Genomic DNA, 15,984 nt, shown 5'->3' with positions numbered 1-15,984 from the left:
CACGCACACGAAAGCCCCCCACCATGCTGTTCCACTTCCCCTCGTTGCTGCAGCAATTGCTCGGGGCTACCCACCCCAGCCCCATGGGGCCGGTGGACCCCGTGCCCGATCCCCTGCCCGGCAACCCCTTGCCACCCGAGCCCCTGGGGCCGCACCCCACGCCAGCACCGATGTAGGTGCGCCGGCACAGGTGGTGGCAATTGTTTGATTGATCAAACGCGGGGTCTGTGGCTACGATGGCCGATGACCCGGAGCACCTCCCCATGCGTTTAGTGCTTGCCTACCCCGAGGATGCAGACAGCACAGAGAAGGCTGCCATGGCAGAGCGCGCCGCGCTCGAAGTCTGCCTGGCCGCTGGCGTGCACCCCTACATGGCCTGGCACGACTATTCGCTGGTCCACTCCGGGCTGAACCTGCCCTCCTCAGCCTTCGCCACGGCAGAGATCGCAGGCGCCTTTGTCTGGATCGAAGCCATCGCCGCCGCGCAGGAGTTTCTGAACCCGCCCCGCGGCGCCAAGGTCGAGATCGACGTGCTCTTCGAGCCCGGCGACGAAATGCCCCCTGTGCAGTTCGAACCCGGCCGTGCCGTGCTGCGCGACTATCTGTACCTGCAGATGTGCCTGGCGCCCCGGCCGGCGATCAACGCACTGGCGGACCCGGATGACCCGCCGACCGGGCCCGCGCCGCTCAGTTCCTGGCCGGAGTTGAGTCTGGAGAACGGGTAGCAGCAGGGTTGCGCCGCTGCTGGCTTGCGGCGGATACGGCTTAACTGCGCAGGTGGTGCCTTGCCTGCGGCATGCTTTGGTTGAGGGCGGGGGCCGGGTCTCGGCCCGGCGGGCGAAGCGTGGTGTTGCGCCTTGGTGTCTGTGGTCGCTTCTGTTGTTGTGTTGAGGGCGGAGGCCGGGGTGTGCGCCCGGCGGCGCACCTACTGTTCTTTTGCTTCGCCAAAAGAAAGTAGGCAAAGAAAAGGCGACCCCGCTGCCCGTGTCCCCCTCGCCGGTGGCGAGGGGGCAGCCTGCGATGCTCTGGCCTGGGGTGACGCCGAAGAACTCCCTGCGCTGCCTCTGCGAGGCAGCTCCGGTCAAACAGCTTCGGCGAGCCAGATGACGATGCGCGTGTCCTTCGGCACGCGCTCACCCCAGGCCCTGCGCTTCTCGGCACGGTCAGAAGGGGGTGGGAGCGGGCTCCACTCGGGCCATTGCTTCGCTCGGCCTGGGCAGGGCCTTCATGCCCAACCGTCGGCAGCGCTCAGCGCGTCCCCGACCCCAGGCGCAGCTGCGAAGCAGCAGCCGTGCGGTACCCGCTCCCCACCCCTGCTGGCTGCGCCGAGAAGCGCAGGGCCTGGGGTGGGTGCGTGTGCCGCAGGACACACGCACTTCGTGATCTGGCTTGCCGCAGCTGTTTGAGCGGAGTTCGAAGAACGCAGCGAGTTCTGCGGCACCACCCCAGGACCGAGCATCGCAGGTTGCCCCCGTTCGCCCGACAGGGCGTACGGGGGACGCAGACTGGGGGTCGCCTTCTCTTTGGTGACTTTCTCTTGGCGACGCAAGAGAAAGTTACTGCGCCGCCGGGCGCACACCCCGGCCTCCGCCCTCAACCAAGGCACACGGCCACCACAACCACAACCACAACAAACCTATGATGCCGTAGCTCACAAACACCCGCCTCCAGCGCCGCAGCAATCCACCCCATGCCCATCCACCTGCGCGACCTGCACTGCGTGCACCAGCAATCCGGTGCCCCCATCTCCGAATGCCGCACCGCGCTCGAAGCCGCAGCAGGCCACGTGGACGACGCCCTGCACCTGCTGGCCCGCAACAAGCAGATGCCAGCACCCATCGCCACGGACAGCAACAACCCGTTCGACGGCCCCGATTGGTTCACCGGCCCGCCGCTGACCCGCACGGCGCTGGAGGCGGCGCAGGCCGCCCTGGGCTACCGCTTCCCCGCCGCCTACGTGGACCTGCTCTACACCCAGAACGGCGGTTGCCCACGGCGCGACTGCTTTCCCATGCAACGCCCCACCTCCTGGGCGGCGGACCACATCGCCATCACCGGCATACGCGGCATCGGCGGCAGGTACGGCATCGACATCGCCACCGAACACACCATCCATGCCGACTGGGGCTACCCCCGCTTCGGCTTCGTGTTTGCCGAAACCCCGACCGCCGGGCACACGGTGCTGATGTTTGACTACAGCGCCTGCGGGCCCACGGGCGAGCCGCGCGTGGTCTGGGTCGACATGTACGGCGAAGAGCCTGAGGTCATCGTGCTGGCGCGGAGCTTCACCGATTTCCTGGCGGGGCTGGACGACGAACCGGCTCACCCTGACGGCGTGCAGCTCTGACGGCCGGCACCCCTTTCACATCGGCTAACATCCCACCCGCGGTGCAAGCCGCCCCCGGGCCCGCGGGAAGGGTAGAACCCACTTGCACGGAGGACACCAGCGCCACGCTGCTGCCTCCCCCACACGCCTGTCCACCGCCTTTTGTGCAGCCGGATCTGCGGGCCATCGGCACATGATGCACGGAGGTTTTCTTCATGACGACGACGCCCTGCAAGCGCCTTCCCGCCCGGCCCGACATCGGCCACCTCAAGAAACAGGCCAAGGATCTCCTGGCCTTGTACCGCGGCAACGACGCTGCCGCCTTGCAGCGCATTCGCACCGCCCTGCCCGCCGCTGCAGGCAAGGACGACACCACCCTCGCCGCCCAGGGCCTGCGCCTGCACGATGCGCAGTCGTGCATTGCACGCGAGTACGGCTTTGCCTCCTGGGCCGACCTGCAGGGCTTTGTCGTCGCGCGCCGGGCCCAGGCCGATGACCCGGGCAAGGCCCTGCTGCACTGGCTGGGCCTGGTCTATGCGGGCGATATCTGCGGCGGCATGAACCGCGCGCGGCCTGCCGTGGCCCTGCGCCTGCTCGAAGACCACCCCGCCCTGCTCGGCAACAGCGACCCCTGGCTGGCCTGCGCCACCGGCGACGAAGCCGTGCTGCGCCAGGCCACCGCGCAGGACCCCGGCTGGGTGCACCGCGCAGGTGGGCCGCTGCAGTTGCCGCCACTGGTGGCGGTCACGCATTCCGGCCTGCTGCAGTTGCCGAGCCACCGCGAGCGGCTGATCGCCTGCGCACAGCATCTGCTGGCGGCCGGTGCATCGCCCGACCAGTCGGTGGGCAACCGCTGGCCCCCGGCCTCGCTGCAGGCACCGGCAGAAACCGAGCGCCTCTCGGCCCTGTACGGCGCTGCCGGCCGCAACCTCGACCCCGAGATGACGAAACTGCTGCTCGGTTCCGGCGCCCAGCCCGATGACAACGAATCGCTCTACCACGCGCTCGACAACCCCGAGTGCACCCGGCTGCTGCTCGAAGCCGGCGCCCGCATCACCGGCACCAACGCCATGTACCGCGTGCTCGACCTCGACGACCTGGCCACCCTGCAACTGCTGCTGGCGCACGGCGGCGATGCCAACGAAGCACCGCAGGGCCCGCCCACGTCGGACTGGGGTTCGCAGCTGCTGTGGGCCATCCGCCGGCGCCGCTCGCCCGCGCACATCGCGGCCCTGCTGGCCGCAGGCGCCAGGCCCGATGCGCGCATGCAGGACGGCACGCCCGCCCACACCATGGCCCTGCGCTACGGCCTGACCGAGGTGGCACAGCTGCTGCAGGCGGCCACGGCAGTAACCAGCGGCCATGCGCCACCCGACACGGACGAGGCCTTCATCGCCGCCTGCGCACGCGGCGACGAAGCGGCGGCCCGCGCCCTGCAGGCCGCACACCCTGGCACCATCGGCAGGCTGGGCCCCGCCCAGCTGCGGCTGCTGCCCGAGCTGGCGGCCCAGGGCTGCGGCGATGCGGTGCGCACCATGGTCACCCTGGGCTGGCCCATCGAGGTGCGCGGTGGCGACTGGGATGCCTCGGCCCTGAACCAGGCCGTGTTCCGTGGCGATGCGGCCCTCGCCCGCTTCCTGCTCGCGCACGGCGCCGACTGGCAGACCCTGCACGGCTTTGGCGATAACGCCAGCGGTACGCTGTCATGGGCCTCGCTCAACGAGCCCGTCCCCGGCGGCGACTGGGTCGGCTGCGCCCAGGCCCTGGTGGCCCACGGCATGCCCGGCGCGCGGCCCGACCCCGAAGGCACGGACGACGGCGCCGTGCTGCTGGGCGGGCGGCGCAGCAGGTTCTCGGAAGACGTGGCGGACTACCTGCTGAGCCAGCCCGCCAGCGCGCAGGCTTAGCGACCGGTTGAGAGACAGCCTGGCACGCTGTGGGTGGCAGTGGCACCCACGCCGCGCCCGCCCACCAGTTGTCAGCATCTGTTCACCCTGTGTCGGGGTGCGACGCGCCCTTGCGTGCGGCCTTGGGCGCGTTACCTGCGCTTGCATCCGGCTTGCGGGCCGCGCGGCGTGAACGGCCCCGTCCTACCGGGGGCGCGCCTGTGTCCCTACCGCCCCGCACGCCCGCCGGTTTCAACATGGGAGCCATGGTGGCACCACGGCCACCGCCATCCTTCAAGGAGCTCCCCATGTCGACCACCCCAGTCTCCCGTTCGCACCGCAGCCTTGCGGCCCCACTGATCGCCCTGTCGGTGCTCGCGCTCACCGTATCGCAGCATGCCTACAGCCAGGGCGGCTTCGGCAGCGCAAGCCCGGCCACGCCGGCCATCTCGACCATTGGCAACCCCAGCACCGCGACACCGGGCACGGCCCCCCCCGGCAGTGCCTTGGGCAACACCTCCACCACGCCGAGCAGCAACAGCAGCATCGGCAACACCACCGTTCCTGGCAATATTCCGAGCAGCATCCCGAGCAGCGGCAACATCGGCAACGCCACCACCAGCCCCTCCAGCATCCCCGGCAGCGTGCCCAGCAGCACCGCCACGCCCACGGCTGCCACCGGCAACCCGAGCAGCACCACCACCACACCCAGCAGCAACAGCAGCATCGGCAACGCCAGCATTTCGGGCAACATCCCCAGTGGCATTCCGAGCAGCAGCATAGGTACACCGGCCTCCGGTTCGCCTACTGCTGGCATCCCCAGCAGCATCGCGACGGGCAGCACGGGCACGACAGCAGCCACGACGGGCAATCCGACAGGGAGCCCGGGCACCACCGGTAACGGCACGCCATCGGGCGGCACCAGCCCTGGCTCGAGCGCAAGCACCGGCACTGGTGCAGGCAGCGCCACTGGCACAGGCACCGGTATCGCCCCGGGTACCAGCGCTGGTGTCGGGGTCAGCGGCGCAGGCGCGGGCAGCGTGGCAGGTGCGCCTCCTGGCACGGGCTCGGGTGGCAGCACCAGCGCGGGCACACCTGGCAGTGCGGCCGGCACCGCACCCGGTGCGGCCCCAGGCGCTGCAGCGGGTTCTGCGACAGGGAGTAGCGCAGGTGCCGCGAGCAGCGGGGCAGCCGGTACGAGCGGCAGCGCGGGGGTGGGTGCCGGTGCAACTGGAGCTGGCGGCGTGGGCGCGGGGCCAGGTGCCGGTACGGGGGCCGGCCCCGGCGCGGGCGTGGGCGCCGGAGCCGGTTCAGCAGGCGCAGGCGCTGGCAGCGCAGGATCCGGCGGTGCTGGTGCTGGTGCCGGTGCCGGTGCCGGTGCCGGTGCCGGTGCCGGTGCTGGTGCTGGTGCCGGTGCCGGTGCTGGTGCTGGTGCTGGTGCTCGTTGATAGTTGATCGACAGCATCACGCTTGCACGAAGGGATTGAGCGGGCCAGTCCACGCACCAGGCCCCTACCCATGCATGCATGCCCGCGCGCAGAATTCCACGCCCTGCGCTGCGCCCCCCCGCATCAAAAGACCGACATCCCCGTGCGGTCAGTGAGCAGCTCCTGCGCGCGCCTGCCCAGCAGCGACCAGTGGTTTGCAGCCACTGAGGCTGGGGCCGCAGGTGCAGGCACAAAAAACGCATTCAGCCCGCATTTGTCATCTAGTTAGAGGACATACAAACGCGGCACAAATCCCTAGCATTTGGTGGGTGCTGGGTGGTGTGGCGCTGCCCATGGTGGTAGCCATGAAGCCATGCACAGACCGTGCGGAACTGCAGTCGCTCAACCGTGCCGGTTGCGACCGGATCTGCCTTGTGGTTTGCCTGGCTGGCCATCAGCCGGGCTGCCGCCTTTCCCTTCAATCAACCACCGAATCGAAGGTCTCACTGTGAACTCCACTACCGTCTCATCCGCACTGGCCAACCCACTGGCATCCTTCAACAATCTGCACAAAAACGGCGACCGCGAATGCCTGCAGGGCCCCTCGCACTACGACGCATTGAGTGAGAGCCATCTCCAGGGCATTGCCCAGTACGAGGACCTGTACCTGATCACCCAGAACCGCTCCGGCCATGACAGCGGAAAACTCTATGTGTTTCGCGTCTCGCCACCCCAGCAATGCATCTTCACCACCCATCTTGATGTCAGCCCGTCGGCTGCTGCGCTGGGAGGCAATGGCCAGGCATTCAACCATCCGGGGGGCATTCAACTGGCGGGCAAGTACCTGTTTGTGCCGGTGCAGACGGAGGACTACAACAACACCCGCATACAGGTGTACAACGTGGAAGGCTTGGCCAGCGACAACCCCTCGATCGCGCTGGTCAACAACAGCCTGATCGCCGACTGCGACGACCGCAAAATCGAATCCATCGGCGTCGCATTCGACGAGGCCAACGGCAACTACGTGATCGTCGGCCTCCAGGGCAGCGACCTGTACTTCTACCGCACTGCGGGCAGCGATCTTTCGGCGCCGGTCACGGGCGGCTACGCGTTCACCTGCAAGGTGCCTGAGCACAATGATGCGGGCCCGCAGACCATCAACCTGCTCTACGGTGGGGACGGCCAGCTGTACCTGGTCAACTTCGCTGTGCGGGAGAAGGCGGTGGTGCTCTTCACCGACTACGCCTACCTCTACCAGGTCACTTGGTCAGAGGGCCTCGGAGATCCCGCCTCTGCCAGGCACTTCATCACGCATGGATCGAGCACCCCGGGCGTGAACCAGCCGCACTTCCGCTGGGGCTCCGGCATTCATGTCGACGAGACGGGCATCAACCTGCTGGTGACGCAGAGGGTCATGCAGGAGAAGTGCTACATCAACCGCTTCGAGCAAAAGACGGATGGCTCCGACGTAGACGGCGAGCCCGAGGGCATCGAAGCCATCGGGTGAGATCGCCGGCAGCAACAATGCTGGAGCCCCGGTAGCGCCGCCGGTGCAGTTGCTCCCGGCGCGGCATCGGCCGGCGCCAATGCAGGCACCGGTGCTGGTGCACGCCCCGGAGCAGGCCCAGGTGCCGGTTCCGGGGCGTCAGGTGCAGGTGCTGGAGCAGGACCTGGCGCTGCTGGCGCAGGTGCCTCCGGCGGCCCCGGCGCGGGTGCAGGGGCTCGCTGACACCACGCGACAGAACCCATGGCTACTGTTGCTGCGCCACCGCAGGTTAGCCATGCCCACCTTGTGACAATGGTCAGGCGCCAGCGAAGCGTCACCTAAACTCCCGCAACACAACAACACCAGTGCCGGAGCTGATGGTGGTCCTTCAGGACCACCCCGGTGCTCCAGGCGGGAGGAGCGACTTTGGGTCACAAGAGCTTTGCGCGGCATGTCGCTGACGAGGGTTTGCCGCCTGCGCTGCTGATAGCGATCAACCTGGCCTTGTTGTCGGTGTTCGCAATGGGCATCAAGATCGAGCCGCGACTAGGGCTCTGGACATGCAAATTGATACTCCCGAACCGGCTTTTTGAAGGGCTTGCGGGGGACTACCTCAGCTATCGGATGTCGCTGTATGCGGTTGCCAGCGCCATAGCACTCTTTCTGACCCTGGGAGTGCTGCTGTTTGGCCTGGCGGAACACCTGGGCGGCTCAAAGAACAGGCTGCCCCGCTGGCAGGGGATGTTGTTGGGGGGCGGTATGGGTTGTACCCTCTTGCTCGGCTACCCGCCGCTCGCCCGGAGCAACCTCTCCGTCATGATCAACGACCTGAGCTACTTCGTTCTGACCGCTGTGATTTTCTCGACCCTGCCCTTGATGATGCGTGCCTTCAGCTGGCGGTATGGCCGCAGACGAAGAGGCGTCGAGACCATCCACCAGATGCGCTAGTGACGGCTCGGTGGCGCGCAGAGGCAGACCCCCTTCACCGGCCACCATACCTGCGTTCGCGCAGCCAGTCCATCACGATGGCGTGGTACGTGTCCCGCCAGCGGGCCTGCGAGAGCGCATGGTCGGCCTCCAGCAGCATGTGCCGCACGAGGCTGCGCGCGTTGCCGAAGGCCCAGGCATAGCTTTCGGCCACCGGGCCCGGCACCACCTGGTCGTGTTCGGACTGCACCAGCAGCACATCGCCCTTGAAGGCGGCGCAGGCGGCCAGCGCGCGGTTGCCCTCGGGCGTGTGCACGGTGTGGCGGTAGGCGTTCACCTTGCGCCTGTCCAGGTCCTCCTTGGGCAGCATCCAGTCCGCATCGGGATAGATCGCGGGTGACCGCAGCACCAGCCAGTCGAACGGGTACATCCCCGCCAACAGGGCCGCCATGTACCCGCCGTAGCTGAACCCCAGTACGCCCACGGCGTCAGGCCGCTCCTGGGCGTGCAGCAATTGGTAGTCGCGCAGCGTCTGGCGCAGGGTGTCCTCGCGGTTCACACGGGCGCGTTCGGCCGCAGGCCAGCCGGCATCGGGAAGGTTGCCGCGTCGGCAGTGCCAGCCCTGGGCAGACAGGTCCTGGTCGAGCAGGTCGAACTGGGCCTTGCCATGGTCGTCCCAGCCTGGCAGCACCAGCAAGGCCGGGCGCTGGATGCCATCGGGCCGCAACATTGGCGCGCCAGGCCGCGCGCTGCCATGCGCAAGGGACAAGGAATCTGCGTGCAAGAAGGCCATGGCCCCATGGTGTCCGCGCCTGCGTGCTGCCGCCTGTCAGCGGTGCGGCAGTCAACCCGTAAGACGCACCTGCAACGCGCGGCCGAGGCAACGTACCGGCCGGCATCGCCGCACCGCGCCTGCGCTGACAGCGGGTGGCGCGTGCCACCCAGGGTGTGATCCGCAAACCAGCGCAGAATGGCCCGATGAATGTCATACGCCCACTGCGCTTCGCAGCGCACGCGCTCGCCTTCCTCATGGCCGGCGCCCTGCTGTCCCCTGCACTGCACGCGGCCGAGCAACTGGCCATCGGCTCCAAGCGCTTCACCGAAAGCTACATCCTCGGCGAGGTCATCACCCAGGCAGCGCGCCAGGGCGGCGCCACTGCAGAGCACCGCCAGGGCCTGGGCAACACCGCGGTGGTGGTCGAGGCGCTCAAGACCGGCTCCATCGATGTCTACCCCGAGTACCTGGGCACCGTGGAGCGCGAGATCCTCAAGCTCCCCACCGGGTCGTCCAGGGAGGCCATCGACCAGAAGTTGCGCGAAATGGGCCTGGCCCTGGGTGTTCCGCTGGGCTTTGCCAACGGCTATGCCCTGGCCGCCAGCGCCGAGGTGGCGCGCAAGCACGGCCTCAAAACCCTGGGCGACCTTCGCAATGCGCCCGACCTGCGCATCGCCATCTCGCAAGAGTTCCTGGGCCGCGAAGACGGCTGGCCCGGCCTGGCCAGGCGCTACCAATTGCCTCAGCGCCCCACGTCCATCGACCACGGCCTGTCGTACCAGGCGCTGGCCTCGCAGCGCATCGACCTGACCGACATCTACACCACCGACGCGCGCATCGCCGACCTGGGCCTGGTCACGCTGCAGGACGATGCGAACTACTTCCCGCGCTACGACGCGGTGCTGCTTTACCGCGCCGACCTGCCCACGCGCGCGCCGCAGGCGTGGCAGAAGATCGCCGCCCTGCAAGGCCGCATCGACGTCACGCGCATGATCGCCATGAACGCCCAGGCCGAACTGCACGGCCAGGCGTTCCCGGCCATCGCCGCCGACTTCCTCGCCGGCAAGGCCACGCCTGCCGCTGCACCCGCCAGTGCGTCCAGTTCGGCCAGTTCGGCCAGTGCGGCCAGCGCCACACCGGCGCAGGCCCGCCCGTCCCTGTCCAGCGCCATCTTCGGCGGCGACTTCTGGCGCCTCACGCGCGACCACCTGTGGCTGGTGGCCGTGTCCGTCGGCATCGCCGTGCTCATCGGCATACCGCTGGGCACGCTGGCCGCCGCGCGGGCGTGGCTGGGCCAGGGCATCCTGGGTTTTGTCGGCCTGCTGCAGACCGTGCCCTCGCTGGCCCTGCTGGCCGCGCTGATCCCGCTGCTGGGCCGCATCGGCACCGTGCCGGCCATCGTCGCGCTCAGCCTGTATGCCCTGCTGCCCATCGTGCGCAACACCGCCGTGGGGTTGATGCAGGTGCCCAAGGGCACCCAGCAGGCCGCCGTGGCCCTGGGCATGACGCCCGCGCAAAGCTGGCGCCTGGTGCTGCTGCCGCTGGCCTTGCCCGTGATCATTGCAGGCGTGAAGACCGCCACCGTGATGACCGTGGGCACCGCCACCATCGCCGCGTTCATCGGTGCAGGCGGCTATGGCGAGCGCATTGCGCAGGGGCTGGCGCTCAACGACGGCACCACCTTGCTGGCGGGTGCGATTCCCTCGGCCGGGCTGGCGGTGCTGATCCAGGTGGTGTTCGAGGTGGTCGAGCGCATGTTCCGGCAACCAGGTGCGGCAGCCAGTTGATGCAGCACAAGTAAAAGTTCCCTCGGCGTGAAATGCGTCACACCGCGCCGCTCGCGCGTCCGCCAGCCGGTGCTTCAATGGCGGCTTCGCCACCGCACCGCCTGCATTGACTGCATTGCCCCCGCATGACCACCTACACCAGCCACTGGCTCCAGGCCGCCGCGGCCAGCAACAAGGCTCCGCTGCTGATCAAGATCACGCTGATACCGCATGGCTATGACGGCCATGCCTACTGGAAGCGCCAGGAGGCGCGCGCCTCCGACCGCGAGTTCAAGATGGTGGAGGACCTGCGCCTCGATCCCGATGGCGGCCCCCAGGCCGTGCTGCAGCGCCTGGTGGACCTGCGCCAGGCCCTTGCCCAGCAAGGGTGGCAGGAGATCGTCGTGCACGACAGCCTGACCCTCTTCCCCAAGGACCTGCTGGACCACCGCACCAAGACCGATGACGAGTGCCTGATGGACCTGGCGGCGCTGCACACCGAGTGCAGTGACCACGAGAGCGCCCTGGCCGCCCTGCACCGCTGCCGCCACAGCGAACAGGCCTGGTACTGGCACACGGCGGCCCGGCGCGCCCATGCCAACCGGGCGCGCGCCCACCCCGGCCCGCAGGCGGACGGCGACTGGGCGGCAGCCGTTGAGCACGCCATGGTCATCATCCACCAATCTGCAGACGCTAACGCCGCCCAGCCAGACGCCATGTACAGCTTTGGCGACAGTTACCGGCACCCTGCATCGCAACTGGCCGCAGCCGCGCAGACCGTGGCGGAGTACCTGCTGTGCATTGCCGGCGACCCGGAGCAGGCGATGCAGGCCCTGGCCATCGCCGATGCCACGAACCATGGCACCGACCAGCTGCAGCAGCTGAAGGTAACAGCGCTGCTGCAGCTCAATCGCAGCACCGAGGCCTACGAGACCCACTTGAAGTGGCGCCTGCAAATGCCCGACGTGCTGCAATCCCCTGGCTACCGGGCCTTCGTCGACCAGCAGCAGACCCAGGCGCGCAGCGCCGAAAGCCAGCGCGTGAGCCAGCTGCGCTTTGAAACCGCCCCGGGCAGCCCCGCCTCCAAAAGCGATCTCGAACAACTGCTGCGGCGCTTTCCCCAGCCATCGCAGGCCTACCTGCAATGGATCACCCAGGCAGAGCGGCACCAGCTCACCGTGGTCGATGGCGACGACAGCGAAACCTACGAGCTGTTCAGCATCTCCGCCGCGCTGGACAAGCACGAAGAGCTGCTGGGCTGGCTCAGCCTGCACGACGAAAGCTCGCCCGAGCTGGCAGAGGAGATCCGCAGCGCCATCGCCGACAGCGGCATCGACCCGCAGCACATGCTGCCCATCGTGGGCGCCGAGAACGCCTCGGACTGCTTTGTGCTGCGCATGGACGGCCCCGGCGCGGGCGGCATCTACTTCTGGGCGCACGACGAGTGCACCGTGTTCAGCCCCATCGTGGACAGCGCCGACCAGCTGTTCCCGTGGCTGCAGGCACAGGCCAGGGCGGGCGCGACCTTCGTGCTCTGAAGGCAGGACATGGCGGCGCCTGGGCAGCCGGGTGCGCCGGCAGGCCCGGTCGGCCCATAGCAGTCCCGCGCGCTGAAGGGCTCACGACACACCCGCTGCGTCCAGCAGCACGATGCGGTTGCGGCCTGCGTCCTTGGCCTGGTAGAGCGCCTTGTCCGCCATGGCGATCATGTCCTGCGGGGTCAGCGCCTCGTCCCCGCGTATGGCCGCAATGCCGGTGCTGATGCTCACCACCGCACCCGTCGAGCATTCGCGGTGGGCAATCGACAGGCCCGCCACGGCCGCCTGCGCAGCAGCGGCAATGTGCATGGCGCCTACCGAATCGGTCTCGGGCAGCACCAGGGCGAACTCTTCGCCGCCATACCGCGCGGCCAGGTCCGAGGGGCGCTTGCCATGGGCCTGCAGCACTCGGGCGATGGCCTTGAGGCATTCGTCGCCCAACTGGTGCCCATAGGCATCGTTGTAGGACTTGAAGTGGTCCACGTCCAGCAGCACCAGCGCCAGTGGCCGCCGGTGGCGCTGGGCCAGGGCCAGGTGTTCCGCCAGGTGCATGTCGAACGCCCGGCGGTTGGCCAGCTCGGTCAGGCCGTCCTGCATGGACGAGCGCCACAGCGTCTCGTTGGCGCTTTGCAGTGCGGTGGTCAGTGCCCGCAGCCGGGTGTGGTGCCGCGCGTTCTCGCCGAGCAGCACGATCAACAGCACACCCGCAGACACCAGGCCATAGATGCGCCCCAGGTACCAGCCCAGGTCGTAGCGACCGGCGTTCAGCACGGCCGCCAGGGCCAGGTCCAGCAGCCAGACACACAACGCCACCAGCAGCCAGATGTCCAGCAGCGAATGGGGCCGGCTCCACAGCAGAACCCCCAGCGCCCCCAAGCTCAGCAGCCAGATGCCGATGAGAAAGGCCTTGCCGACGGACGTGGTCTGGTTGTCGTCCATGAACACCGGCAGCCATTCATGCCCCGCGGTGGCAAATGCAGTGAACGCCGCCACCAGCGCCAACACCAGGGCAACGGTGGCGGCTACAGCACGCAATGCCCGGCCACCGCTCGGGCGCGCAGGGCAGCGTGCCTCCCGCCGCCTGACAAGCACATAGGCCACCAGCCCCAGCGGAAAGCCCGCGTGCCACAGCATGTACATGGCCGATGAGGTCTGGGGCCCCGACCCCAGCAGGCCCGTGGGCGCAAACAGGCCCGGAAAGATAAGCGCATAGGCCGCAATGGCCGTGGCGTTGAACAGGTACACCCCGCCCAGCACCAGCAGCCCCGCAGACTTCAGGGCCCGGTAGTGGCCCAACAGCAGCACCGCCGTGACCAGGTCGAAGATCACAAGCGCGGTGACGTAGATCGGAATGAAGGCGGGAAACGCCGCGAGCGGCACCTTGGCGTACGGCAGCGCCATCGCGCCAAGTGCCAGCGAAAGAACGACTGCGGTGCCGGCGACCAACTTTTCGCGGACGCCCGCCGGTTCGCTGGCCAGCGGGGCCGTGGAAAGCTCGGGGGACGCCGTGGTGTGCATGGGGAACGTCCTGCGCGAAATTGTGTGGATATTATTCTTTTGTTACACAAAATACCATTTGTTTACATAGCATCGCGGCCGTAGCCACTGCACCAGAACACATGCCCACACTGCACACGCAGCTTGCGCTTTGTCCATTCAATGTAAACGGTTGTCACAGAGGGTGATATACCGTGGTCAGCAGGTACGACCCTGGCGAATGCCAGCGAGGGGTGCGCCATTGCACAGGTCTGCACTGCGATGCAATTGCCGGGATTCGAAAGCCTTTCACCTTCAGGTGGCCTGCGTCCACAGGAGTATTGCGCATGAAAACCTTCTGCCAGCCCAAACCCCATTGCGATGCGGGCGTCCACGCAGCCCTGCATCCGCCCCCCCAGCACTGATTCACCGCGTTCGTGAAACCAGCCACCGTGCCGCCACGGCATGAAGTCTGGCCCGCCTTGAAAATACCCTGAGGGAGAGACACCATGGACAAGATGAAGATCGCCACCCGGCTCACGCTCGCTTTCGCCGCGATGGTGCTGTTGCTGATTGCACTGGGCGCCATCAGCCTCTTGCGGTCTGCCCACCAAAGCGAAGAGCTGCACGATGTGGTCGACACGCGCATACCGATCACCAGGTCGCTCGGTGTTCTGGCGGACGGTGCCAATACCCAGGCGATCCAGTTTCGCAACCTGGTCCTTTTCAATTCAGAGCCCATCGCCAAGTCGGCCATGGAGCAGATCGCCGCTGCGCGGGCGACCACGGCCGATCAATACAAGCTGCTGGATACGCTGATTTCCTCGCCCAAGGGCGAGGAAATACTGGCGCGCATGCTCAAGGCCCGGGCCGAATTCCTCAAGTCCAGCGATGAATTTCTCGCGCTGGCCCAGAAGGGCCAGAAGGATGAGGCGATCAAGCTGCTCGAAGAAATGCTGCGCCCCGCTCAGCTCGACTACCAAAAGACGCTGCGCGAACAGGTGGAGTTCCAGGCCCAACTCACTACCGAAGCCGGCAAAGAGGCCGACTCGGCTGCATCGGCCCTGCGGCGTGACGTGCTGATTGCCGGTGTGGCAGCCATCGCGGTGGCGATCTTCCTGGCGTTCGCGATCATCCGCTCCATCACCCGCCCCCTGGCCCAGGCCGTGCAGGCCGCCGACCGCGTTGCCGCCGGCGACCTCAGCGGCGACATCGTCGTGCAGTCACATGACGAGACCGGGCAACTGCTCAGCGCCCTGCAGCGCATGCAGCAAAGCCTGGTGAATACCGTGACCACCGTGCGCAGCAACTCAGAAAGCGTAGCCTCGGCCAGCGCCCAGATTGCCTCGGGCAACAACGACCTGTCGGCACGCACCGAGCAGCAGGCCTCGGCACTGGAAGAGACGGCCGCCTCGATGGAAGAACTCGGCTCCACCGTGCGCCAGAACGCCGACAACGCACGCCAGGCCAACCAGTTGGCGCTGAACGCCTCCACCGTGGCCGTACAGGGCGGCGACGTGGTGGCCGAAGTGGTCGAGACCATGAAAGGCATCAACGCCAGCAGCAGCAAGATCGCCGACATCATCAGCGTCATCGACGGCATCGCCTTCCAGACCAACATCCTGGCCCTGAACGCGGCGGTGGAAGCCGCGCGGGCCGGAGAGCAAGGCCGGGGCTTTGCCGTGGTGGCCAGCGAAGTGCGCAGCCTGGCCGGGCGCAGCGCCGAAGCGGCCAAGGAAATCAAGGGCCTGATCACCGCCAGCGTCGAGCGCGTGGAGCAAGGCACGCAACTGGTGGACAAGGCCGGGGCCACCATGACCGAAGTGGTGGCCGCCATCCGGAGGGTGACCGACATCATGGGCGAGATCAGCGCCGCCAGCAGCGAGCAAAGCGCAGGCGTGGGCCAGGTGGGAGAAGCGGTCACGCAGATGGACCAGGCCACCCAGCAGAACGCAGCACTGGTGGAAGAGATGGCGGCAGCAGCGAGCAGCCTGAACAGCCAGGCGGGCGAGTTGGTGAACGCGGTGGCGGTGTTCAGGCTGGCGGGCGACGGCAGCGGTGCAGGCAACTACCGCGCACCGGCACCGGCGCCTGCCCCCGCGGTGCGCAAGCCGGTGGGCATGCCAGCGCCGGCTGCGCGCGCGGCAGTCACGTCCAGGCCAGCGGCCAAGGCACCTGCGGCCAGCCGGCTGGCGGCGCCCAAGGCCGCAGCGGCGGCAAGCCCTGCGGCGGCAGAGGCACCCAAGGCGCCGGCGAAGGCGGCCGGGGGTGGGGATGACGAATGGGAGAGCTTTTAGAGAAGCGATGAGCTGACCCTGCTGCGCGGCCCTGGCGAATACCGAGCGCCCTCCCCCGGATCGCGCCATTGGCTGACACG

At 67.9% G+C, this 15,984-nt stretch carries 14 protein-coding genes; 11 read left to right on the top strand and 3 right to left on the bottom strand.

The window, feature by feature from the left end; genetic code table 11:
- Positions 1 to 23 precede the first annotated feature (23 nt).
- From ACSQ3Y_RS15560 to ACSQ3Y_RS15545, 4 genes are all read left to right on the top strand, one after another.
- A complete protein-coding gene (locus tag ACSQ3Y_RS15560) occupies positions 24 to 176 on the top strand; it encodes a hypothetical protein (RefSeq protein ID WP_436177958.1) in 153 nt (50 codons plus the stop codon).
- Between the two features lie 87 nt (positions 177 to 263).
- Entirely contained in the window at positions 264 to 725 is a 462-nt protein-coding gene (locus ACSQ3Y_RS15555; RefSeq protein WP_436177957.1) for a hypothetical protein, read from the top strand.
- Positions 726 to 1,690: 965 nt separating this feature from the next.
- A complete protein-coding gene (locus ACSQ3Y_RS15550) occupies positions 1,691 to 2,347 on the top strand; it encodes an SMI1/KNR4 family protein (protein WP_436177956.1) in 657 nt (218 codons plus the stop codon).
- 194 nt (positions 2,348 to 2,541) lie between these two features.
- Complete coding sequence (locus ACSQ3Y_RS15545) at positions 2,542 to 4,233, top strand: ankyrin repeat domain-containing protein (protein ID WP_436177955.1); 1,692 nt, start codon at positions 2,542 to 2,544, stop codon at positions 4,231 to 4,233.
- Between the two features lie 379 nt (positions 4,234 to 4,612).
- On the opposite strand, the gene ACSQ3Y_RS15540 is transcribed toward ACSQ3Y_RS15545, so the two are convergent.
- Positions 4,613 to 5,074 carry a hypothetical protein gene (locus ACSQ3Y_RS15540; RefSeq protein ID WP_436177954.1) on the bottom strand — a complete coding sequence of 154 codons (462 nt, stop codon included), beginning with the start codon at positions 5,072 to 5,074 and terminating at the stop codon, positions 4,613 to 4,615.
- Positions 5,075 to 5,436: 362 nt separating this feature from the next.
- Between ACSQ3Y_RS15540 and ACSQ3Y_RS15535 the strand changes: the two genes are divergently transcribed.
- The 4 genes from ACSQ3Y_RS15535 to ACSQ3Y_RS15520 all read left to right on the top strand — a co-directional run bounded on the left by ACSQ3Y_RS15535 (position 5,437) and on the right by ACSQ3Y_RS15520 (position 8,073).
- Entirely contained in the window at positions 5,437 to 5,667 is a 231-nt protein-coding gene (locus tag ACSQ3Y_RS15535; RefSeq protein WP_436177953.1) for a hypothetical protein, read from the top strand.
- A gap of 480 nt (positions 5,668 to 6,147) precedes the next feature.
- On the top strand, positions 6,148 to 7,146 hold the full coding sequence (locus ACSQ3Y_RS15530; protein WP_436177952.1) for a hypothetical protein: 999 nt from the start codon (positions 6,148 to 6,150) through the stop codon (positions 7,144 to 7,146).
- Between the two features lie 79 nt (positions 7,147 to 7,225).
- Positions 7,226 to 7,435, top strand: a complete 210-nt coding sequence (locus ACSQ3Y_RS15525) for a hypothetical protein (protein WP_436177951.1) — start codon at positions 7,226 to 7,228, stop codon at positions 7,433 to 7,435.
- Between the two features lie 116 nt (positions 7,436 to 7,551).
- Positions 7,552 to 8,073 carry a hypothetical protein gene (locus tag ACSQ3Y_RS15520; RefSeq protein WP_436177950.1) on the top strand — a complete coding sequence of 174 codons (522 nt, stop codon included), beginning with the start codon at positions 7,552 to 7,554 and terminating at the stop codon, positions 8,071 to 8,073.
- Positions 8,074 to 8,107: 34 nt separating this feature from the next.
- Here the strand turns inward: ACSQ3Y_RS15520 and ACSQ3Y_RS15515 are convergent, their stop codons facing one another.
- Entirely contained in the window at positions 8,108 to 8,782 is a 675-nt protein-coding gene (locus ACSQ3Y_RS15515; RefSeq protein WP_436177949.1) for an alpha/beta hydrolase, read from the bottom strand.
- 248 nt (positions 8,783 to 9,030) lie between these two features.
- Here ACSQ3Y_RS15515 and ACSQ3Y_RS15510 point away from each other — a divergent pair, with 248 nt between their 5' ends.
- The gene (locus ACSQ3Y_RS15510) at positions 9,031 to 10,614 is read left to right on the top strand and encodes a glycine betaine ABC transporter substrate-binding protein (RefSeq protein WP_436177948.1); all 1,584 of its coding nucleotides are present in this window, start codon (positions 9,031 to 9,033) and stop codon (positions 10,612 to 10,614) included.
- Between the two features lie 125 nt (positions 10,615 to 10,739).
- The gene (locus tag ACSQ3Y_RS15505) at positions 10,740 to 12,131 is read left to right on the top strand and encodes a hypothetical protein (protein ID WP_436177947.1); all 1,392 of its coding nucleotides are present in this window, start codon (positions 10,740 to 10,742) and stop codon (positions 12,129 to 12,131) included.
- Positions 12,132 to 12,212: 81 nt separating this feature from the next.
- Here the strand turns inward: ACSQ3Y_RS15505 and ACSQ3Y_RS15500 are convergent, their stop codons facing one another.
- Entirely contained in the window at positions 12,213 to 13,649 is a 1,437-nt protein-coding gene (locus tag ACSQ3Y_RS15500) for a sensor domain-containing diguanylate cyclase (RefSeq protein ID WP_436177946.1), read from the bottom strand.
- Positions 13,650 to 14,116: 467 nt separating this feature from the next.
- Between ACSQ3Y_RS15500 and ACSQ3Y_RS15495 the strand changes: the two genes are divergently transcribed.
- Complete coding sequence (locus ACSQ3Y_RS15495; RefSeq protein WP_436177945.1) at positions 14,117 to 15,904, top strand: methyl-accepting chemotaxis protein; 1,788 nt, start codon at positions 14,117 to 14,119, stop codon at positions 15,902 to 15,904.
- The last annotated feature ends 80 nt before the right edge of the window (positions 15,905 to 15,984 follow it).

Source organism: Acidovorax sp. LjRoot66, assembly GCF_964253305.1.
In the GTDB taxonomy this organism is placed as follows: Bacteria; Pseudomonadota; Gammaproteobacteria; order Burkholderiales; family Burkholderiaceae_C; genus Acidovorax.
This window is presented reverse-complemented; position numbering and strand designations above follow the sequence as displayed.